The organism is Pandoraea pneumonica, assembly GCF_049918595.1.
Lineage (GTDB): Bacteria > Pseudomonadota > Gammaproteobacteria > Burkholderiales > Burkholderiaceae > Pandoraea > Pandoraea pneumonica_A.
Genome location: NZ_JBNCRZ010000001.1, coordinates 881,026 through 899,960, shown reverse-complemented (window position 1 = coordinate 899,960; position 18,935 = coordinate 881,026). Strand labels below are relative to the sequence as shown.

Genomic DNA, 18,935 nt, shown 5'->3' with positions numbered 1-18,935 from the left:
TGTGCGGCGCACCTGACCCGGGGATGCTGCCTCACAAATTTTCATGAAGGAGCCTCAACCAATGATTCAGTTTGAACGGGCAAATATTCCGTTAACCCCGTGGGTCGACTCGACGATTCAGCGCTCGCGGGTGTCGGTCGAAACTTCCTGCGACGCCGCCGATATGGAGATCGGATGCGAAGCGCTCCCAGGCCTCGCCGCGAATGACAGCCATCACAACGACTTGGTGGTCCTGCGCGATCTGCATTTGTCGGGTGTGGAGGTCCCGGTTTCCTACGAGGATGTTCGCAGCGTCGCGATTTCGCTGGCCCAGGTTTTCATGAGTTTTCGTGAAAAACTGAATCTCTCCGGCAGCGGCAGGGTGGAGCGCAAGCTCGCCGAGCGCTACGCGAGTCTGATGGCGCGAGGGCCGGGGCAAGGGGCCGATGCGGCGGAGATGATCGAGACCTACCGGTTCTTTCGGACCATGCAGCACGCCTTGGAACGGCTTGCGCTGAAGTATCCGGAGCGCGATGTGGTGCTCATCAGCGCGATGTATGTCAGCCGGGCCATGAAGTGGCAGTTTCGCGCCAGCGCGCACGAAATGATCAAGGAGACGCTCAACAACGCGTACTACGCGCGGCTGGTGTCGATGATGCCGGGGTCGTCCACGTCGTGGGGCGTGTCGTTCAACGTTCGGGGCGAGGTGGTGCCCGGTGTTGGCGTCGGTCTCAATTTCGGTTACGACGCCGGTATCGAGTTCACCCCGACGGAGTGGTACGTCGAGAGCGATAGCCGCTCGGCGTCGCTAAGCGCGGATGCCGAAATCCTGAGCTTTCTGTCGGCCAACTGTTCGGCCGGGGTGAGTGCGTCGCGCGCCGATATTTATGCGTCGCTGTCGGACTACGTGGCCAGCGCCAGCCACAAGTTCCGAACGTGGATCAACGAAGGGCCGGTCGCGCTGATTGGCAAGGTGCGCGACCTGTTCTCGCTGTCTTCCACCTACGATCGCGATCTCGAGCGTGCGGACCTCAGCCGGGTATTTATCGATCAGCACTTGAAGAACATCGGCTGCCGCAGTATCGACATCGCCCAGCGAAAGTCGTTGCCGGGGCCTCTCGAACAGCACAACACCATTGCCGGATCGGTCGATATGGGGGCCTCGGCGAACTTCTTCGTGTCGGCGGGCGTGACCGCATCGGCCCGCAAGTTCAGGACGACCAAGGTGGTCAAGATCGATGTTCTGGAGCTCGCCACGTCGCGGCCTGAGGCGGCGCGAAGTGTCTTGCAAGGTGTGGCGCCCAAACACGATGCCAAGTCGTTGATGGAGGCGATGAAGCGCCACGTCGAAAAGTCCAGCGCGGAGGTGTCCCACGAACTGATGACGGGGAAAAAGCGCCATGCGATCACGGCAATGGAAGTGGGCTCGCTCGGACTGCTCGAGCAATTGGCGCGACTCAAACTCGACAACCGGCTGACGCCTGGTGAGGAAAAAGACTACATGGCGTTCATCGAGGCCTTCGAACGAATACTTCGCCCGAAGGCTCTGGCCAAGCACGAAATCCAAAGCCAACAGGACAAGTGGCAGGCAGCGCTGGGGTTACATGCCGGTTTCGGCAACGTTCTGCCGAACGGCGGAGCGGTGCAAGTGACATACGAGAAAGTGACGCGCGACGAAGATCCCTTTTACTGCGGCAGCTATCTCGATATCAAGGTCGCAGGCGCCGTCAATCTCATCGGCGGTGTCAACGAGGCCCTGACGCAGGCCGGCGTGAGCCTTGAGAGCGCATGGGACGTCACGAATATCGTCGACGCCGTCAAAGCGGGCGATATCGCTTACGACGCGGGATTGCAAACCACGCTGCGCTACAAACTCAAGGAGGGCGGCGTGGCCCTCTTGTATGCCACGACCGCCGCCGCGACGAACTACCGCTCGACGACTCGGGCACCGTTCGCGCCGGTCTCGGCGAGCGTGACGTCGACGTCGTCATCGACGGTGGTCGAATCGCTCACGTTCGGCAGCGACTGTCTCGATATGCTGGTGCCCATCGCAAGACAACGTCTGGTGGAGTCGGACCATGGTGGCCGGCACTGGTGGTCTAACTTCATCGAGCGTCAACGCGGGACGTTCGACACGCTGTTCTTCAATCTTGCAGAAGGACGGCCGGACAGCCCCTTACACAGGGATTTCCGCAATATCGAGCAGGAAGTGCCGTCCACGGCACCGTTGATGAAAACACTGATCGCATGCGCTCAGCGCATGGCCCAACTACCGACGCCGTCGAATCGCGAAAAGGCCCACGAGGCACTGGCCGACGTGCTGCTGGCTTATATCGGTGGTGGTTACAGCGAGAAGGTCAGCAGCCACTGGCAACACGTGTCGGATCGCAAGCGCGCGCGCGACGAAGCCCACGACGATACGGTGCAAACGCCAGTCACGCAGCGGCCGCGGCTCGAGCCGCGACCGTTCAGCAGACGTCCGTTGGCCGCATAAACACGCAACGACGGGGTACCGGCGCGGGCAAATGCCCGCGCCGTGCTTATCTGGCAATACGGTGCGTTATGCCCTGACCACCGCGTTGGCAGGCGGGGTGAGCTGCGGAGCGCTCGACCAGCTGGACGTGTCTGACGTGCGTGTCAATGCAGGGTGTGTCGGTTGTGAATGCGAGCGCAAAGCTGTCACCGGCGGCGCGCTTGCCCGAGCGCCTTGCGCCGCCGTGCTCGCTGGCATGACGCGCATGGTGGGCATTTTGGGCATGGTGGGCGAAACGGGCTGGCTCGTCCGGGACAAGATCGCACTGCGCGTGCCTGCATTTAGACGGTTAGCCGCGTTGGCGGCGTTCAGCGCATCGCGCAGCGTCGTCGGATTGGCCCGCGGGGGGACGACGACGGGTGGCCTTGGGGCCGTTTTGTCGCCCAGAAACCGCTTGATGAAGTGCGTTGCTTTAACGCCCAAAAAGACGGCCCGTACGTGTGCAAAAAGCTGCCGCAATCGACTCGTGGGTTGTTCGCGTCCGCTAGTGTCGGCTTTTCTGAAGCCTTGAATGAAGCGGCTAACGCGCATGGTCTGTCTCGGGTGGAGGTAGAAGCTAGTGCCACCGTACGACACGAACCCGCCCTTTTTGGTCATGCCGATTCGCGTATTCGCGGGCAGGTCGATCAATTCGGCCACGTTTTGGTGATGGTGAGTTGAGTGGATGGTTGGCATCGTGTGATCTCCAATGTTGAAAGGGGGGAATTCACCCGGCACCGGGCAGGGTCTGGGCGACATCGATGAGCTCGCCAAAGGCGTCGGCGAGCGACACCCGATCGTGTCCGGCGAGCGGCATTTTCAGCCAGCAGTTCAGTCTTCCGTCATCGTTGAGCGAGACCACGGGTTGATAAATGGCTGCGCGCAGGTGATTGGCCTGAAGTGCGGTGACGATCGAATCGGTCGAGGGGCGCCCGTTGATTTCGGCCAACATGAACCACGACACCTGATCGATGGCGCCGAAGTGCACACATAGCCTGTCTTCCACATCGAGACTCACAACTTCCTGATCCGGCTCGGGCGCGAACGCCGGAAAGCCGATATGGAGCAACAACTCGCCGACAACGTTATGAAAGGGGTGAAGATCTTGCGTCATGGAGCGTCCTTGGCGTTGGGGGTGAATCAATCGGAGGCGGGGCGAAGCGTGCCGCGGGCGACGCGAGCGAGAGGGCAGACACCGCCCCGGTTTCGTCGTCGCCCGCGCCGCGACGATGGCGTGCTTTGGCGAACCGCGTGAGTTCCTGATACTGGCCGAAGGTGGGATCGAACGTGAGCGTACCCACGCGGATGTCTCTGAGCACGTTGTCGAGCGAGACCTTGCCGCGCTCGAACAAGGCGGCCGTCGCCAGCCACATCCCCAGCCGTGCACTCCGGTGGGTGGCCTGTATGGCTGGGCAGTTTCGTGTCAGCGCAAGCGTCTCGACGTGATAGACGCTGGTGCGGCGTGTGCGTTGGGCGGGGGTTCCCGTCCGCAGCCGCTCGGTGAGCTGATGCAAATGGGCGAGCGCGTCGGCATGAACGATCGGGTGCCCGTCGCGTGTCCAAGCCTGTATGGCCGGGAAGGTGACGACGCCCGCGCCGTGCGTCAGCGAAACGACGCCGGTACGCATGCGGATGCCATCCAACGGACTCACGTTCTGCGCCAACAAATACGTCGAATAAGCGATGTCGCCGAAGCGTTGACTGGCGCACGACAACGTCGGGTACTCGGCGTTGCGCGCCCGCAGTTCGCTGTCCGAGGCGAGGGTGACCAGCACCGACGGCGGGTCGGCGAACCAGCGGCGCAAGTATCGTTCGATGCCTCCCGCCCTGGGCGGCTCGCGCCGTAGGGCCAGTGTGCGGCCGGCGTGCCGCAACGAAGGGTATTGGCACGTGGCAGTCGTGTTCCCGGCAGGCCCGGGTGATGAGGTGTCGATGGCATCGAGCAGCATGGCGGATCTCCCGCACGCGAGGGCGTCGCGTGATGTGGTTAGTGCATGGTTCGTGCAAAAGGGACGGCAGGCCGGTCACTGCATTGCCAAGCCGGTTGATGCGCCGGACGGCGGGTACGACTTAACGGTCTTTGAGCAAAGGCAACCGGAGGTCGTCGGCAAACGCACTGATGACGTGAATCTGGTGCGTTGTGCCGATCAACTGGGGCGACCCCGTGAGACGAATATCCGTAATCGCCTCTTCGACGCTCACCTGTTGGCATGACCCCGGCGATTCGGCATACAACGCCATCGCGGCGATGAGCACACCCGCAATGCTCTGCGTGTCGTCGAACACAATCACGGGACAACCACCGACCGACGTGTCTGCCTCGCCGTGCGGTTTGGCATGCGGTGGCACATGCCGTGCGGCGTCTTCGATGAACTGAAGTGTTTGCGTGACATACAACTTGTCGGCGGTGACGTCCGGCGTGTGGCGATACGGTGCATGCAGCGTGGCGAACGTGACTTCTTGCGAAGCCGACTTCAGCGTGGTCGCGTACACGCTGAAGTCAGTCATACATGTCGCTGCGGCACTTGTGACGACGTGACGCGTGTCGCGCCGAATCTGCCCCGAGCGTTCATCGTGGGCGGCGCGGGTGCAGACGCAATCCCCCGTCGATGAACCGCTGATTGCCGCCGTTGCGCCGATGTGCACGACGACCGATGGACGAAGTGTCGCCAGCAGTTCGAGATGGCGCTCGACGTCGGCAGGCTGCGGTGACTGACAGGCCACTGCGATGAGTCGACCGCCAACGTGGATGGCATTCGCAGGCAACAAGGCGCCGTTGCGGGCACGCAGCACTGTCTGACGTGCGACCCAGAGCGTGCGATCGCGGCTCGTCGACAACTCGCGATGAAAGTGATCGCGGTAGGGCGAGTCATGCGCCGTGAGCAGCTTGTACAGGCCCGTGACACTCTGCGCCGACCCCATGCGCAACCGGAGCTCCGATGGCGCGTCATGCGGCAGACACCGCTCGGCGATGTCGATCGTGCACAGACTGTCCTTGCCACGCCAACTGAGCTGACGTTTGACCCCCTGAAGCATTCGATCTTTCACGCTGGCAGTGGCGTTGCGCAATAACCAGACGAGCACGTGCGGCTGGTCGAGCCGCATGGTTCGGGTGCTCGAAAGCGCGCCGGCATTGCGCCGGATCCGCGCACTGATGGGCGTCACGGGTTTGAGCGACGCTGTCATCATCTCGCGTGCGCGCCGCCACTGCTGCGGATGCTGGTAGGCGCTCCAACCGACGAGCAACATCAGGTAACCGTCGTGGCTCACGCCGATGATGGTGCGGGCCGGATCGATCGCGTGACGGCAAATGAGACGGTGCAGTCGCTCGGCTTCATGACTGGTCATGGTCGCGGCGTTGATCTGCGTGTGGATCGAGGCCATGCGCTGGGTTTCCTCCAAAATCCAGAACGAGCATGGCGCCATGGTCGTCGCCACGCTGCGATGACGCTTGCAGGTTTGGCTCATGTCTACGGTGGCCTGGCAGGCCCCGGCGGGATATCGCATGACGTCCTGCCGGGGCCGAGGGGCCATGCGGGATCAGAGGCTGCCAGTGGCGATCAGGAGGCGAAGCAGGTCTGAACTGACGTTCGGCTGCTGCCGCAACTGCTCGACTACGGTAGCGTTTCGCGCAAGCAGGTCTGGGCGCGGTTTCGGCACCGGCGGCGGGCTGTCGTTGCCTGATGCGTTCGACGGCGTTCGCGAGCGAGGCTTAGGCACTGGCGGCTCGAAGGTTTCTTGTCTGGATGACGACTCGACCTGCGTTTGCAGATACGCCATGTAGTGACGCAGCAGCGCGGGCCGGTTCATCTTGGGTGGCAAGGGCGGGGGTGTGTCGTCGTCGTGGGTTTGGGCGATCGATGGCGATGGCGCCGACGATTGCGCCGACGATTGCGCGAGCGACGAGGACGGCGTCGTCAACTGGGGAGCGCTTTCGGAGCGGGACATGAACGTCCACTTCACATCGATCTTCGGTGCACGTTCCGACGCGCGATGTGCCACGGACGATTTCCTCGTGAGCACGGGGCTGCCGGTGTACGAATCGCGATGCTTTCGCAGCGTCATGACGAGCGCTTGCGTCGCCGGGTGACTCAGACGGAGCTTGTCTTGCTGGAACGTCAATTTGGCACTCTCGCTGAGCTTGGTCTCTTTGAGAAACTTCAACGCCCGGTGTGTCTCGTTGGGGTGGAGCAGATACTGCATGCCCTTGTAGATCGCGAGGGTGCCGTCTTTGCGAATACCGATGCGTCGATCGTGCGTGTCGAAGGCTTCCGTTCTCAAATACTCCATCGTGGCGGTGGAGTTGTTGGCGAGTGAGTTCAGCGTAATTGACATGGCATATTTCCTCTTCCGGTGCGGGAATAGGATTGTTTTTACGCCATGCGTGTACGACCGACTCGCAGATAACGCTCATCGACCTGAGTGTGAGCGCGCGGTGCAAAGACAAACGGCAGAGCGAAGGCTCTGCCGTTGTTGTGAGGGGACAGCGTGCCGCGCGTCGTCAGCTCTGCATCAAGCGTTTTTCGCGCGCAACGCTCATTAGAATGCCGACCCCGAGGCCAAGCGTGACGAGCGCTGTGCCACCGTAACTCATGAACGGCAGCGGCACGCCCACCACCGGCAGAATGCCGCTCACCATGCCCATGTTCACGAACGCGTAGGTGAAGAAGATCATCGTCACCGCGCCCGCGAGCAGGCGGCCAAACAGCGTCGCGCCCGAAGCGGCAATCATCAATCCGCGGGCGACCAGCAGCAAATACAGCAGGATCAGGACGCCTTCGCCGATCAGACCGAATTCTTCGGCGAACACCGCGAAGATGAAGTCGGTGTGTTTCTCGGGGATGAATTCCAAATGCGCCTGCGTGCCCTTGAGCCAACCTTTGCCCATGGTGCCGCCCGAGCCGATGGCGATCACCGACTGAATCGTGTGGAAACCCTTGCCCAGCGGATCGGAGGTCGGGTCCAGCAGTGTGCACACGCGGTGCTTTTGATAGTCGTGCAGGATGTGCCACTCGACATCGGGCTGGCAAATCTTGTCTTCGAGCGCGAGGATCGTGCCGATGCCGATCACACCCGCGACGAGCACCGGCAGAATCAGCTTCCACGACAATCCGGCCAGATAGATCACGTACAGCCCGGCGGCAGCCACGAGCAAGCCGGTGCCCAAGTCGGGCTGCTTGGCGATCAGTCCCACCGGAATGCCGAGCAGTGCGAGCGCGGCGAGATAGTCGAACCAGCGGATATTGCCTTCGCGCTTCTGGAAGTACCACGCCAGCATCAGCGGCATGGCGATCTTCATGATCTCGGATGGCTGAATGACCATGCCGACGTTCAGCCAGCGCTTCGCGCCCTTCTTCGTCAGACCGAACATCGCCACCGCAATGAGTAGCGCCACGCCCGCGGTGTAGAGCGGCACCGCGAATTTCATCAGTGTCTGCGTGGGCATCATCGCGAGCACCCACATCAGGATGAAGGTCAGCACGATGTTGCGAATCTGGTCTTCGACGCGCCCGGGCACGTCGATGCTCGCGCTGTAGAGCGTGACGAGCCCTACGCACAGCAGCAGAAAGACGATCAGCGCGAGCGGCTTGTCGAAGGCGGCGAACAGGCGCTTGACCTGTTCTTTCCACGTATGTTTGTCGAGCGCCATCATGGCGTTCCTCCTTGCGCGCTTTGGGCACGGATAGCGGCGCGATGGCGGGCCTCGTCGGCAACGGTCGGGCTCACGGCGGGCTGACGTTGCGGGGCTTTGGGGGCATTCGGCGTGTTGGCCGCAGCGGGTGCCGTACCCGGTGCCGTAGCCGACGCCGCGCTGGAGGCAACTCGCGGCACGGTCGTCGCCGTGGCGGTGCCACCGTAAGCGGCGGCGCGCAGGCCGAGTTCGGCGGCGCTAGCGGGCGGTGCGTCGGGGGCCGCCGACACCGTGGCCGCAGCACCGGAAGCCGCACCCGGTACGGACGCACCGGCTTGCAATGCAGCCGCTTCGGCGGCGCGTTCCTTCGGTTCGTCGATCAGGTAATAGTCGAGCAGGCGGCGCGCCACCGGACCGGCCTGCGCACCACCCCAACCGGCGTTTTCGACGATCAGGGCGATGGCGATCTTCGGGTTTTCGGCCGGCGCGAAGGCGATGAACAAGGCGTGATCGCGCTTGAATTCGGGAATCGCGTTGTGGTTGTACTTCTCGTTCTTGCCGAGCGAGTACACCTGCGCCGTACCGGTCTTGCCGCCAGCATCGTACGGTGCGCCCGCGAATGCCTGACGGCCCGTGCCTTCCTTGATCACGCCGACCATCGCCCGTTTGACGAAATCGATGTCCGACTGCTTGTACGGCAGACGGGCGCTCTCCTTCGGCACGGTGAGCTGGCGCGAGTGCGAAACCGGGTCTTCGACGGCTTTCACAAGGTGAGGCTTCATCACCACGCCGTCATTGGCCAGCGTGGCCGTGGCGTGGGCCAGTTGCAGAATCGTGAACGAGTTGTAGCCCTGGCCGATACCCAGGCTGATCGTCTCGCCGTCGTACCACTTCTGTTGCGCCGCTGTTTTGTACGCCTTGCGCTTCCACTCGGTCGAGGGCAGGATGCCGCGCGCCTCGCCTTCGATGTCGATTCCGGTCAACTGGCCGAAGCCGAGCGGCTTCATGAAGTCGTGGATCGCGTTCACGCCGAGGTCGTGCGCGAGCATGTAGTAATAGGTGTCGTTCGACACCACGATCGAGCGGTACATGTCGATCCAGCCCTGACCGTTACGCACGTCGTTGCGGAACGTGTGATTGCCCAGCGTGAACGAGCCCGTGTCCTGGAAGCCCCAGTTCGTGGTGCGCTTGCCCAGCGTGAGCGCGGCGAGCGCCATGAACGGTTTGTAGGTCGAGCCGATCGGGTACGTGCCGCGCAACGGGCGGTTGAGCAGCGGTCGGTCGGGGGAGTTGTTCAGCGCGTCCCAGTTCTGTTGGTCGATGCCTTCGACGAACATGTTCGGGTCGAAGCTAGGTGCCGACACGAATGCGAGCACGTCGCCCGTCTTCGGCTCGATAGCTACCACAGCACCGCGACGGCCCGCGAACGCCTGCTCGGCCACCTGCTGAAGCTTGATATCGATGGACAGCACGAGGTTGTCGCCCGGCGTCGCGGGCGTGCGCGAGATCGTGCGCACCGGACGCCCACCTGCCGTGACTTCGATTTCCTCGAAGCCGGTGATGCCGTGCAGTTGCGTCTCGTAGCTCTGTTCTACGCCAATCTTGCCGACGTAGTCCGTGCCCTTGTAGTTGTTCACGTCGCGCCGGATGTCGTACTTCGCGCTGTCGCTGTCGTTCTCCTCGCTCATCGCCTCGATGCGCTGACGGTCGCGCTGCGAGATGCGGCCGATATAGCCGATCACGTGCGCGGCCGTCTCGCCGAGCGGGTATTGCCGGAACAGACGCGCATGCACGTCGACCCCGGGGAACCGGAAGCGCTGCGCGGTAAAGCGGGCGACTTCGTCGTCCGTCAGGCGCGTGCGGATCGGCAAGCTCTCGAAGCTCTTGCTGTCGTCCATCAGCTTCTTGAAGCGGGCGCGGTCGCGCGGCGTGATTTCGATCACGTCGGACAGATCGGTAATCAGGTCTTCGAGCGGACGGCCGATCTTCGACGGCGTGATTTCCAGCGTGTAGGCGGAGTAGTTGCGTGCCAGCACCACGCCGTTGCGGTCCATGATCACGCCGCGATTGGGCACGATCGGGGCCAGCGAGACGCGATTTTCGTCGGCTTGCAGGGCGTACTGGTTGTGGCGAAAGACTTGCAGATAGACGAAGCGGACCGCGAGCAGGCTGAAGCAAATCAGCACAAAGAGCGCGGCCGCCGTTACCCGTAGGTGAAACGTCTGTAGTTGCTGCTGGGGATTCTTGAACTCGGTCATGCTGGCGGGTACGGGCGGGCCTCGGTGGTGCGATCGTTCGGGCGGTCGCCCATCAGATCGGACGCGTGTCGTCGCGGTCGACGGCGCGCTTCTGAGGCGCCAGCAGCAGGATACTGATCACGGGCCAGAGCAGCGCTTCGACGAAGCTGGCCGCGAGCGGCCACCAACCCGGGAACGCAGCACCCGTGGCGAGCCGAATGATAAACGGCACCACGTGGGCAAGTAACAGCAACGGCAAGACAGTCAACGCCTGGCCGAGCAGCGTGAAAAACAGCACCCGGCGGTGGATCATGATAGCGCCGTACGACAGCAGCGTGTAAGCGAGCGCATGCTCACCCAGCAAGCCGGCGTTGTGCACGTCCATGAGCAAGCCGACGAGGAACGCCACGCCCATGCCCACTTTGCGCGGCTGGTGGATGTTCCAGAACATCAGCACGAGCGCGACGAAGTCGGGCATGGCGGGGGCATGGCCCCACGGCATCAGGTTGACCAGAAACGCCACCACGAGACTGAGCGCGATGAAGTACGGATTGACCGGCAGCAGAATGTATTGCGGTCGTGACATGTCGGTTCCTTAGTGGCCTTTCTTGAGCGTGGGCGCGCGCTTCGGATCGGCGCGCGTCGCACCCTTCTGGCCGGGCTTTTCACCGCTGGCCGACGGATCGGAGGCGCGCGCGAGATCGGCGGCGGCGTCCGGATGCAGGGCAAGCGGCGTGGTGTATTGCAGGACCAGCACCTGACGCTGGCTGCGAAGATTGGCGACCGGCTGGCACAGAATGCGCGCGAAGGCGGTGTCCGAGACGCGGTCGACCTTGGTGATACGTGCGACGGGGAGACCGGCCGGGTAGATGCCGTCGAGCCCGCTGGTTGCGATTTCGTCGCCGACCTTCACGTCTGCCGACAGCGGGATGAAGCGCAAGTCGAGCACGTCGCCGCGCAGGCCGCCGTAAATCACGCTGTGCACGCCGCTGCGGGTGACTTGCACGGGCACGGCCTGTTCCTTGTCGGTGAGCAGCGTCACTTCGCTTTGCAGCAGGAACACACGCGAGACCTGGCCGAGCAGACCTTGTTCGGTCACGACCGGTGCGCCGAGCTTCACACCATGCTTCGTGCCACGGTCGATCACCACACGCTGCGTGAACGGATCGCGCGTGTCGTATTCGATTTCGGCGGGAATGCTGGGCACCGGCAGGCGCTCGCGCAGGGTGAGCAGTTGGCGCAGATGTTCGTTCTCGGCCACGAGCTGGTTATTGCGCTGGGCCTGAACGGCAAGTTCGAGGTTTTGCTCGCGCAGGGCGCCGTTCTCGGTGGTGAGCTGGTTTTCGGTCGAGAAGAAACCCGCAACGCTCAGGATGGCATCGCGCGGCAGCAACATCATGCGCTGCACGGGATAGAGGGCGGTACCGACGACAGTGCGCACACGCTCGAGCGTGTTGTAGTGCGAGTCGACCACGAGCAGGCCGATGGCGAGCGCGACAAAACAGATCAGCCGGGCCAACGCCGACGGACCCTGTTTGAACAGTGGCGGCGGACTGTACTGCATGGTGGGCCCTTCAGGGGAGCACGCGCAGCAAGGCGCTGCGGTGCGCGAATGGTGTCAGTCGGGCGCGACCGGGCGGCATGGCAATGCCTCCCGTGCGCGTATGAGTGCAGCGCAGCCCGTCGCGTCTGGCGGGGTGTGGATGGTGTTCCCCCACCGCGCCTGACGACGGACCACGCACGTTGGCTTACTCGTAGGAGAAGATGCTGCCGAGCTTGTCCATGCGCTCGAGCGCCATACCCGAACCACGCACCACGCACGTGAGCGGGTCTTCGGCGACGAGCACCGGCAGACCGGTTTCTTCGGCGAGCAGGCGATCCAGGTCACGCAGCAATGCGCCGCCGCCCGTGAGCATCATGCCGCGCTCGGCAATATCGGCGCCCAGTTCCGGCGGCGTTTGTTCGAGCGCGATCTTCACCGACGACACGATCTGGTTCAGCGGATCGGTCAGGGCTTCGAGAATTTCGTTGCTGGAGATGGTGAAGGCGCGCGGAATGCCTTCCGACAGGTTGCGGCCCTTGACTTCCATTTCCTTGACTTCGGAACCCGGGAAGGCCGAACCGATTTCCTTCTTAATGGCTTCGGCGGTTTGTTCGCCGATCAGCATGCCGTAGTTGCGGCGGATGTAATTGACGATGGCTTCGTCGAACTTGTCGCCACCGACGCGCACCGAACCCTTGTAGACGATACCGCCCAGCGAGATCACGCCGACTTCGGTCGTGCCGCCGCCGATGTCGACGACCATCGAGCCCGTGGCTTCCGAGACCGGCAGGCCGGCACCGATTGCTGCCGCCATGGGCTCTTCAATCAAATACACCTGCGAAGCGCCGGCGCCGTGAGCGGCTTCCTTAATAGCGCGGCGTTCGACCTGGGTCGAACCGCAGGGCACACAAATAATGATGCGGGGCGACGGCGAGAAGAGGCGCGACTCGTGCGCCATCTTGATGAACTGCTTGATCATCTGCTCGGTGACCGTGAAGTCGGCGATCACGCCATCCTTCATCGGGCGGATCGCCTCGATGTTGCCCGGGACCTTGCCAAGCATTTGCTTGGCTTCCTTGCCGACGGCCTGAATCGTCTTCTTACCGCTCGGGCCACCTTCCTGACGAATAGCAACGACTGAAGGTTCGTCGAGAACGACGCCCTTGCCGCGCATGTAGATCAGAGTGTTGGCCGTGCCCAGGTCGATGGCCAGGTCGTTGGAGAAATAGCTGCGAAGAAAACCGAACATGCAAAATCCTGTGTTTGCGTGAGAGGCCGCCCCAAGGGATGTGACTGGGACGGCTGCCTGTCGTCTGGGTTCCGGACTGTTCGCAAAAAAATCGCCAGGCGCCACGCGGCGGCTCGCGAGTCGTGCGGACAAACCGAGGAATGCTGTACCGGCAGGAGGCGGGGCTGCCTTCGTAAATTCGTCGCGTCAGGGTCTTCCAATTGGACTGCGCGATCGTCTGTCGCGCCCTCCGTACTTACCGTGGCCCACCTGCGCGACAGCGGCGAAGGGTGCAAAAACACGCTCCGACGCAAATTTAATGCGCAATGATACCTTATAATTTCGCAGGTTTTGCAGGAAAAACGAGCACGTTGACACCACATTCGGCTCCCCCGGCCCTCGCGCCGAAAGCCCCGTGGCACGGCGCGCCAGCCCTCCTGCGCAGCCCGGTGCGCGGAGTAAAACAGCGCGCAAGCACCCAAGGGTGCCGCGCATTCTCCGCATCCTGTCCCTAATTTCGGCGTCAGGCCTGCATCCGGCTGCTCTCCAATGCGCATTTTTTCGGGATTTCTTCATGGCTTTGAATCTCTCCGACGTCAAACGCATCGCTCATCTCGCACGTCTGGAGCTGGCGGATGACGAGGCGGCACACATGGAAAAGGAGCTCAACGGCTTCTTCGCGCTCGTCGAGCAGATGCAGTCGGTGGACACCACAGGTGTCGCACCACTTGCGCATCCCATCGAGCAAATTCAAGCAGTTGCCCAGCGACTGCGTACCGATGCCGTGACCGAAGTGGTCGATCGCGACGCCAATCAGCGTCCGGCGCCCGCCGTTCAGGACGGCCTGTATCTGGTGCCGAAGGTTATCGAGTGACGATCGCCGCGCGCGAGTGCATCGGATAAGTCCGGTCATCGCGCGTCACGTTGCGGCGCGGTGGCGGCCTAACTGCCTACCTCGCGTGCGCCTCGCCCCGTCATTCCCTTAAGCGCTCTATTGCCGCCACCATGGAACAAGATCTGATTCATTTGCAGGACCTGCGCGCTGCGCTCGACGCGAAGCGCGTGTCGAGCGTCGAGCTCACGCAACACTATCTGGACCGCATCGCTGCCGCGTCCGACCTCAATGCTTTCGTGCAAGTCGATACCGAGGCGAGCCTCGCGCAAGCCCGTGCGGCCGACGCGCGCATTGCCGCAGGCGAAGGCGCGAACCGTCCGCTGCTGGGCATTCCCGTCGCGCACAAAGACGTGTTCGTCACGCGCGGCTGGCGCAGCACCGCTGGCTCGCGCATGCTCGAAAACTATGTCAGCCCGTTCGACGCCGCTGTGGTCGAGCGTCTTGGCGACGCCGGCATGGTCACGCTGGGCAAAACCAATATGGACGAGTTCGCGATGGGCTCGTCGAACGAAAACTCGTACTTCGGCCCGGTGAAGAACCCGTGGGACAAGCGCGCAGTGCCCGGCGGTTCGTCGGGCGGCTCGGCGGCTGCCGTCGCGGCGCGTCTCGCCCCGGTAGCCACGGGCACGGATACGGGCGGCTCGATTCGCCAGCCCGCAGCCTTCTGCGGTGTGACCGGTATCAAGCCGACGTACGGCCGCGTGTCGCGCTATGGCATGATCGCCTTCGCGTCGTCGCTCGATCAGGGTGGCCCGTTCGGTCACAGCGCAGCCGATTGCGCATGGATGCTTAACGGCATGGCCGGTTTCGACTCGCGCGATTCCACGAGTCTGGAGCGTGCCGACGAAGACTTCGCCCGCGGTCTGGGCAAGCCGCTCGACGGCGCCACGGCAGACAAGCCGCTCGCGGGTCTGCGCATCGGCCTGCCCGCCGAGTACTTCGGTGAAGGGCTTGACGCCGACGTGCGCGAAGCCATCGACAACGCCCTGGTCGAATTCGAGAAGCTCGGCGCCGTGCGCGTGCCGGTGACGTTGCCGAAGACCGAACTGTCGATTCCGGTGTATTACGTGCTTGCCCCGGCAGAAGCGTCGTCAAACCTGTCGCGCTTCGACGGCGTGCGTTTCGGCCATCGCGCTGCGGAGTACGGCGATCTGCTCGACATGTATAAGAAGTCGCGCGCCGAAGGCTTCGGCACCGAAGTGAAGCGCCGCATTCTGGTGGGGGCTTATGTGCTCTCGCACGGCTACTACGACGCGTATTACCTGCAAGCGCAGAAGATTCGCCGCCTGATCGCACAAGACTTCCAGAACGCGTTCGCCCAGTGCGACGTGATCATGGGTCCGGTCGCGCCGTCGGTGGCATGGAATCTCGGCGAGAAGAGCGCCGACCCGGTGCAGATGTATCTGGCCGATATCTACACGCTGTCGGTGAGTCTGGCCGGTCTGCCGGGCATGAGCTTGCCGGTGGGCCAAGGGCGCGATGCGCGCCCGGTCGGCTTGCAAATGATCGGCAACTATTTCGACGAAGCCCGACTGCTGCAAGTGGCCGACGCGTTCCAACGCGCGACCGACTGGCACAAGCGTGCGCCGGCAGGCGTGTAACGGATGGCCCGCCAGCACGTAGTGACTTCGCCGCGCGCCAACACCACCGGTGACGGCGTACGGCCCGTAACGTTGATGCAGCGCACGGGCCGTCTGGCGGCATTGACTGGGATGGTGCTGACGTTGGCATCGTGCAGTCTGCCGTTCAGCCGCCCGACGCCGATTGCGTACCGCGAGATCAATCTGTCGGGCTATTGCTCGCAGACGGACGAGGATGGCTTTCGCGAGCAGGCCACGTTGAAGGTGTCGGCCAATCAGGTGCAGGCACTCGACTGGCGGCTGTGGGTGGGTAAGCGCGGTAGTTGCCACTTCAATCTGGCGGATTTCCATCAGACGCAGTCGCGCCCGAGTATCGAGTTGCGCGCCAACAGCGGCAGTAGTTGCAAGCTGCTGATCTGGCAAGACCCGGGCAACGTGACGATCGGTCACGCGAATTGCGAGGCGTACTGCACGCCGGGCGTCTACGAGAATGCGTGGCCGGTGAGCTTCGATCCGCACTCGGGTGTTTGCGCGGCGGACACGCGTCGTTGATGGCGGATATGCGCCGTTGATTTGAAGAACAGGCTGGGGCGATCGCCCGGCGGCCCACATCGAGCGATGTGGCGGCACCGGGAGCGAACCAGCGAACCAGCAAACCAGCGAAATGGGCAGGGCGAGCGCGCCGTGCCGACAAGTTGAGACAGGGTGAACCTTATGCAATGGGAAGTCGTTATTGGTTTGGAGACGCACGCACAGCTCTCCACCGCTTCCAAGATTTTCTCGGGCGCGTCGACGCAATTCGGCGCGGCCCCCAACACGCAGGCCTGCCCGGTGGATCTGGCACTGCCCGGCGTGTTGCCCGTGCTCAATCGCGGCGCCGTCGAGCGCGCGATTGAATTCGGTCTGGCGATCGGCTCGACGATCGCGCCGCGCAGCATTTTCGCGCGCAAGAATTACTTCTACCCTGACCTGCCGAAGGGCTACCAGATCAGCCAGTACGAGATTCCGGTCGTGCAAGGCGGCTCGCTGAAGATTCAGGTCGAAGCCGATCCGCGCACGGGCCGCGAAGCCTACGAGAAGGTGGTGACGCTCACGCGCGCGCACTTGGAGGAAGACGCAGGCAAGTCGCTGCACGAAGACTTCGCAGGCATGACGGGCATCGATTTGAATCGTGCCGGTACGCCGCTGCTCGAAATCGTGACCGAGCCGGAAATGCGCAGCGCCGCGGAAGCCGTGGCGTATGCCAAGGCGCTGCACGGTCTGGTGGTGTGGCTGGGTATTTGCGACGGCAACATGCAGGAAGGCTCGTTCCGCTGCGACGCCAACGTCTCGGTGCGCCCGGTCGGTCAGAAGGAATTCGGCACGCGTGCCGAAATCAAGAACCTGAACTCGTTCCGCTTCCTCGAAGAGGCGATTCAGTACGAAGTGCGCCGTCAGATCGAACTGATCGAAGACGGCGGCAAGGTAGTGCAGGAAACGCGTCTGTACGATCCGGACAAGAAGGAAACGCGTTCGATGCGCAGCAAGGAAGACGCGCACGACTACCGCTACTTCCCGGACCCGGACCTGATGCCGCTCGTGATCGACGCCGAATGGATCGAGCGCGTGCGCGCAGCGCTGCCGGAACTGCCGGCGGGTATGCAGGTGCGCTTTGTCGAGCAGTACGGTTTGTCGGATTACGACGCCGCCGTGCTCACGCAGTCGAAGGCGCAAGCGGGTTACTTCGAAGCCGTGGTGGCCAAGGCGGGTGCGGCGAGCGCCAAGCCTGCTGCGAACTGGATCATGGGCGAGCTCTCGTCGCTGCTCAATCGTGAAGACATCGGCATCGACGCCAGCCCGGTGTCGGCCGTGCAGTTGGCGGGCTTGCTGGCCCGTATCGCCGACAACACGATTTCGAACAAGATCGCCAAGGAAGTCTTCCAACTGATGTGGGAAGAGCGCGCCACCGACGAGGGCGCGGCCGACCGTCTCATCGAAGCGAAGGGGCTGAAGCAGATCACCGACACCGGCGCGATCGAGAAGATCATCGACGAAGTGCTGGCCGCTAACGCCAAGTCGGTCGAGGAATTCCGCGCCGGTAAGGAAAAGGCGTTCAACGCGCTGGTCGGTCAGGCGATGAAGGCCACCAAGGGCAAGGCCAACCCGGCGCAGGTCAACGAACTGCTCAAGAAGAAGTTGGGCGCGTGAGCCAGGCTTATGAGTTGAGCGCCTAACTGTCGAAGTATCGACGCAGTACGGGCGCAGCGGCCCATCAAAAGCGCGGCAGCCAGTTCGGTGCCGCGCTTTTGCATTTCCGCCTCGAAAATGCGCTTTAGCTTCGGCGGCGATTCGCTTATATCGCGCTTTTTTTTCGCCCCCCGCAATTTGCGCGATACTGCCACTCTGGCGCCCCGAGGGCGCGTGCTTGTCACGAAGGAGCTGGCGATGTTCGAGAAATACCGCGTACCGTTCGGCAAGAAGCTGAACCTGTCGGACTACGATCCGGCCGACAAGCCCTTCTCGGGCGACAGCAAGGACGACGACAAGGAGCGGCTGGCCGAATTGGCCGCCAAGCTCGACGAATTGCAAACCATCCTGCACGCCAACAGCAAGCACCGGGTGCTGCTCGTGCTGCAAGGCATGGACACCAGCGGCAAAGACGGCACCATTCGCGCCGTGTTCCAGAATGTGGACCCGCTCGGCATTCGCGTCGCCAACTTCAAGTCGCCCACGCCCATCGAGTTAGCCCGCGACTTCCTGTGGCGCGTGCACATGGTGGTGCCCGCCGCGGGCGAGTTGGCCATCTTCAACCGCAGCCACTACGAAGACGTGCTGATCACGCGCGTACACGACTGGATCGACGCCGACGAGTGCAGGCGCCGCTACACGCACATCAACAACTTCGAACAACTGCTGCTCGACAACAACACGACCATCATCAAGTGCTTCCTGCACATCTCGAACGAAGAGCAGCGCAAGCGCTTGCAGGAGCGTATCGACGACCCGAACAAGCATTGGAAATTCGAACTGGGCGATCTCAAGGAACGCAGCTTCTGGCCGCAATACACCAAGGCGTACGAAGCGGCTTTATCGGCGACCTCGACGGAAAATGCGCCGTGGTATATCGTGCCTTCCGACTCGAAACGCCACCGTAACCTGATGGTGGCAGAGTTGCTGGTGCAAGCGCTGACTGACCTGAAGTTGTCCTATCCACCGGCAAGACCCGAATTGACAGGCATGAAGGTGGAATGAGATCTATCGGCTATCGATGCCACGTAGTGTTGAGCTGATGCGTTACGGCCATGGCGAACCATGGCCGTTTTACTAGAAAAAACCGGCGCAGTCGGGCG

General features: G+C 62.8%; 17 protein-coding genes. 7 read left to right on the top strand and 10 right to left on the bottom strand.

What is annotated here, in order from left to right:
• Nucleotides 1–61: 61 nt before the first annotated feature.
• Nucleotides 62–2,473 carry a hypothetical protein gene (locus ACPWR9_RS04220; protein ID WP_426296337.1) on the top strand — a complete coding sequence of 804 codons (2,412 nt, stop codon included), beginning with the start codon at nucleotides 62–64 and terminating at the stop codon, nucleotides 2,471–2,473.
• Between the two features lie 66 nt (nucleotides 2,474–2,539).
• On the opposite strand, the gene ACPWR9_RS04215 is transcribed toward ACPWR9_RS04220, so the two are convergent.
• The 9 genes from ACPWR9_RS04215 to mreC form a co-directional block, all read right to left on the bottom strand.
• The gene (locus ACPWR9_RS04215) at nucleotides 2,540–3,187 is read right to left on the bottom strand and encodes a hypothetical protein (RefSeq protein ID WP_426296338.1); all 648 of its coding nucleotides are present in this window, start codon (nucleotides 3,185–3,187) and stop codon (nucleotides 2,540–2,542) included.
• A gap of 31 nt (nucleotides 3,188–3,218) precedes the next feature.
• Nucleotides 3,219–3,605, bottom strand: a complete 387-nt coding sequence (locus ACPWR9_RS04210; RefSeq protein WP_426296339.1) for a CesT family type III secretion system chaperone — start codon at nucleotides 3,603–3,605, stop codon at nucleotides 3,219–3,221.
• On the bottom strand, nucleotides 3,577–4,440 hold the full coding sequence (locus ACPWR9_RS04205; protein ID WP_426296340.1) for a hypothetical protein: 864 nt from the start codon (nucleotides 4,438–4,440) through the stop codon (nucleotides 3,577–3,579). The genes ACPWR9_RS04210 and ACPWR9_RS04205 overlap by 29 nt, the downstream gene beginning before the upstream one ends.
• 121 nt (nucleotides 4,441–4,561) lie before the next feature.
• Nucleotides 4,562–5,959 (bottom strand): hypothetical protein, encoded by a 1,398-nt coding sequence (locus ACPWR9_RS04200; protein ID WP_426296341.1) that lies wholly within the window; start codon nucleotides 5,957–5,959, stop codon nucleotides 4,562–4,564.
• Nucleotides 5,960–6,031: 72 nt separating this feature from the next.
• Nucleotides 6,032–6,826: a hypothetical protein gene (locus ACPWR9_RS04195; RefSeq protein ID WP_426296342.1), complete on the bottom strand. Its 795-nt coding sequence runs from the start codon at nucleotides 6,824–6,826 to the stop codon at nucleotides 6,032–6,034.
• Nucleotides 6,827–6,992: 166 nt separating this feature from the next.
• Entirely contained in the window at nucleotides 6,993–8,141 is a 1,149-nt protein-coding gene (rodA, locus tag ACPWR9_RS04190; protein ID WP_150680369.1) for a rod shape-determining protein RodA, read from the bottom strand.
• Nucleotides 8,141–10,381: a penicillin-binding protein 2 gene (gene mrdA / locus ACPWR9_RS04185; RefSeq protein ID WP_426296343.1), complete on the bottom strand. Its 2,241-nt coding sequence runs from the start codon at nucleotides 10,379–10,381 to the stop codon at nucleotides 8,141–8,143. The genes rodA and mrdA overlap by 1 nt, the downstream gene beginning before the upstream one ends.
• Nucleotides 10,382–10,433: 52 nt before the next feature.
• Nucleotides 10,434–10,946, bottom strand: a complete 513-nt coding sequence (gene mreD, locus ACPWR9_RS04180) for a rod shape-determining protein MreD (RefSeq protein WP_010805639.1) — start codon at nucleotides 10,944–10,946, stop codon at nucleotides 10,434–10,436.
• Between the two features lie 9 nt (nucleotides 10,947–10,955).
• Entirely contained in the window at nucleotides 10,956–11,924 is a 969-nt protein-coding gene (gene mreC / locus ACPWR9_RS04175) for a rod shape-determining protein MreC (RefSeq protein ID WP_150679628.1), read from the bottom strand.
• Here mreC and ACPWR9_RS04170 point away from each other — a divergent pair.
• Nucleotides 11,923–12,087 carry a hypothetical protein gene (locus ACPWR9_RS04170; RefSeq protein ID WP_426296344.1) on the top strand — a complete coding sequence of 55 codons (165 nt, stop codon included), beginning with the start codon at nucleotides 11,923–11,925 and terminating at the stop codon, nucleotides 12,085–12,087. The two genes, mreC and ACPWR9_RS04170, sit on opposite strands and share 2 nt — an antisense overlap.
• Before the next feature lie 21 nt (nucleotides 12,088–12,108).
• On the opposite strand, the gene ACPWR9_RS04165 is transcribed toward ACPWR9_RS04170, so the two are convergent.
• A complete protein-coding gene (locus ACPWR9_RS04165; protein ID WP_010805637.1) occupies nucleotides 12,109–13,152 on the bottom strand; it encodes a rod shape-determining protein in 1,044 nt (347 codons plus the stop codon).
• A gap of 553 nt (nucleotides 13,153–13,705) precedes the next feature.
• On the opposite strand from ACPWR9_RS04165, the gene gatC reads away from it, so the two are divergent.
• The 5 genes from gatC to ACPWR9_RS04140 all read left to right on the top strand — a co-directional run bounded on the left by gatC (nucleotide 13,706) and on the right by ACPWR9_RS04140 (nucleotide 18,837).
• Nucleotides 13,706–14,005 carry an Asp-tRNA(Asn)/Glu-tRNA(Gln) amidotransferase subunit GatC gene (gatC, locus tag ACPWR9_RS04160; RefSeq protein WP_058376796.1) on the top strand — a complete coding sequence of 100 codons (300 nt, stop codon included), beginning with the start codon at nucleotides 13,706–13,708 and terminating at the stop codon, nucleotides 14,003–14,005.
• Nucleotides 14,006–14,136: 131 nt separating this feature from the next.
• A complete protein-coding gene (gene gatA / locus ACPWR9_RS04155) occupies nucleotides 14,137–15,627 on the top strand; it encodes an Asp-tRNA(Asn)/Glu-tRNA(Gln) amidotransferase subunit GatA (protein WP_426296345.1) in 1,491 nt (496 codons plus the stop codon).
• Between the two features lie 75 nt (nucleotides 15,628–15,702).
• Complete coding sequence (locus tag ACPWR9_RS04150; RefSeq protein WP_426296625.1) at nucleotides 15,703–16,158, top strand: hypothetical protein; 456 nt, start codon at nucleotides 15,703–15,705, stop codon at nucleotides 16,156–16,158.
• Nucleotides 16,159–16,320: 162 nt separating this feature from the next.
• The gene (gatB, locus tag ACPWR9_RS04145) at nucleotides 16,321–17,793 is read left to right on the top strand and encodes an Asp-tRNA(Asn)/Glu-tRNA(Gln) amidotransferase subunit GatB (RefSeq protein ID WP_426296626.1); all 1,473 of its coding nucleotides are present in this window, start codon (nucleotides 16,321–16,323) and stop codon (nucleotides 17,791–17,793) included.
• 237 nt (nucleotides 17,794–18,030) lie between these two features.
• Nucleotides 18,031–18,837 (top strand): polyphosphate kinase 2 family protein, encoded by an 807-nt coding sequence (locus tag ACPWR9_RS04140; RefSeq protein ID WP_426296627.1) that lies wholly within the window; start codon nucleotides 18,031–18,033, stop codon nucleotides 18,835–18,837.
• Nucleotides 18,838–18,935: the final 98 nt, after the last annotated feature.

Bases quoted from the DNA above. Each gene is read 5' to 3' on its own strand.
- ACPWR9_RS04220 (WP_426296337.1), top strand. From the start codon at position 62: ATGATTCAGTTTGAACGGGCAAATATTCCGTTAACCCCGTGGGTCGAC.
- ACPWR9_RS04215 (WP_426296338.1), bottom strand. From the start codon at position 3,187: ATGCCAACCATCCACTCAACTCACCATCACCAAAACGTGGCCGAATTG.
- ACPWR9_RS04210 (WP_426296339.1), bottom strand. From the start codon at position 3,605: ATGACGCAAGATCTTCACCCCTTTCATAACGTTGTCGGCGAGTTGTTG.
- ACPWR9_RS04205 (WP_426296340.1), bottom strand. From the start codon at position 4,440: ATGCTGCTCGATGCCATCGACACCTCATCACCCGGGCCTGCCGGGAAC.
- ACPWR9_RS04200 (WP_426296341.1), bottom strand. From the start codon at position 5,959: ATGAGCCAAACCTGCAAGCGTCATCGCAGCGTGGCGACGACCATGGCG.
- ACPWR9_RS04195 (WP_426296342.1), bottom strand. From the start codon at position 6,826: ATGTCAATTACGCTGAACTCACTCGCCAACAACTCCACCGCCACGATG.
- rodA (WP_150680369.1), bottom strand. From the start codon at position 8,141: ATGGCGCTCGACAAACATACGTGGAAAGAACAGGTCAAGCGCCTGTTC.
- mrdA (WP_426296343.1), bottom strand. From the start codon at position 10,381: ATGACCGAGTTCAAGAATCCCCAGCAGCAACTACAGACGTTTCACCTA.
- mreD (WP_010805639.1), bottom strand. From the start codon at position 10,946: ATGTCACGACCGCAATACATTCTGCTGCCGGTCAATCCGTACTTCATC.
- ACPWR9_RS04170 (WP_426296344.1), top strand. From the start codon at position 11,923: ATGGTGGGCCCTTCAGGGGAGCACGCGCAGCAAGGCGCTGCGGTGCGC.
- mreC (WP_150679628.1), bottom strand. From the start codon at position 11,924: ATGCAGTACAGTCCGCCGCCACTGTTCAAACAGGGTCCGTCGGCGTTG.
- ACPWR9_RS04165 (WP_010805637.1), bottom strand. From the start codon at position 13,152: ATGTTCGGTTTTCTTCGCAGCTATTTCTCCAACGACCTGGCCATCGAC.
- gatC (WP_058376796.1), top strand. From the start codon at position 13,706: ATGGCTTTGAATCTCTCCGACGTCAAACGCATCGCTCATCTCGCACGT.
- gatA (WP_426296345.1), top strand. From the start codon at position 14,137: ATGGAACAAGATCTGATTCATTTGCAGGACCTGCGCGCTGCGCTCGAC.
- ACPWR9_RS04150 (WP_426296625.1), top strand. From the start codon at position 15,703: ATGCAGCGCACGGGCCGTCTGGCGGCATTGACTGGGATGGTGCTGACG.
- gatB (WP_426296626.1), top strand. From the start codon at position 16,321: ATGCAATGGGAAGTCGTTATTGGTTTGGAGACGCACGCACAGCTCTCC.
- ACPWR9_RS04140 (WP_426296627.1), top strand. From the start codon at position 18,031: ATGTTCGAGAAATACCGCGTACCGTTCGGCAAGAAGCTGAACCTGTCG.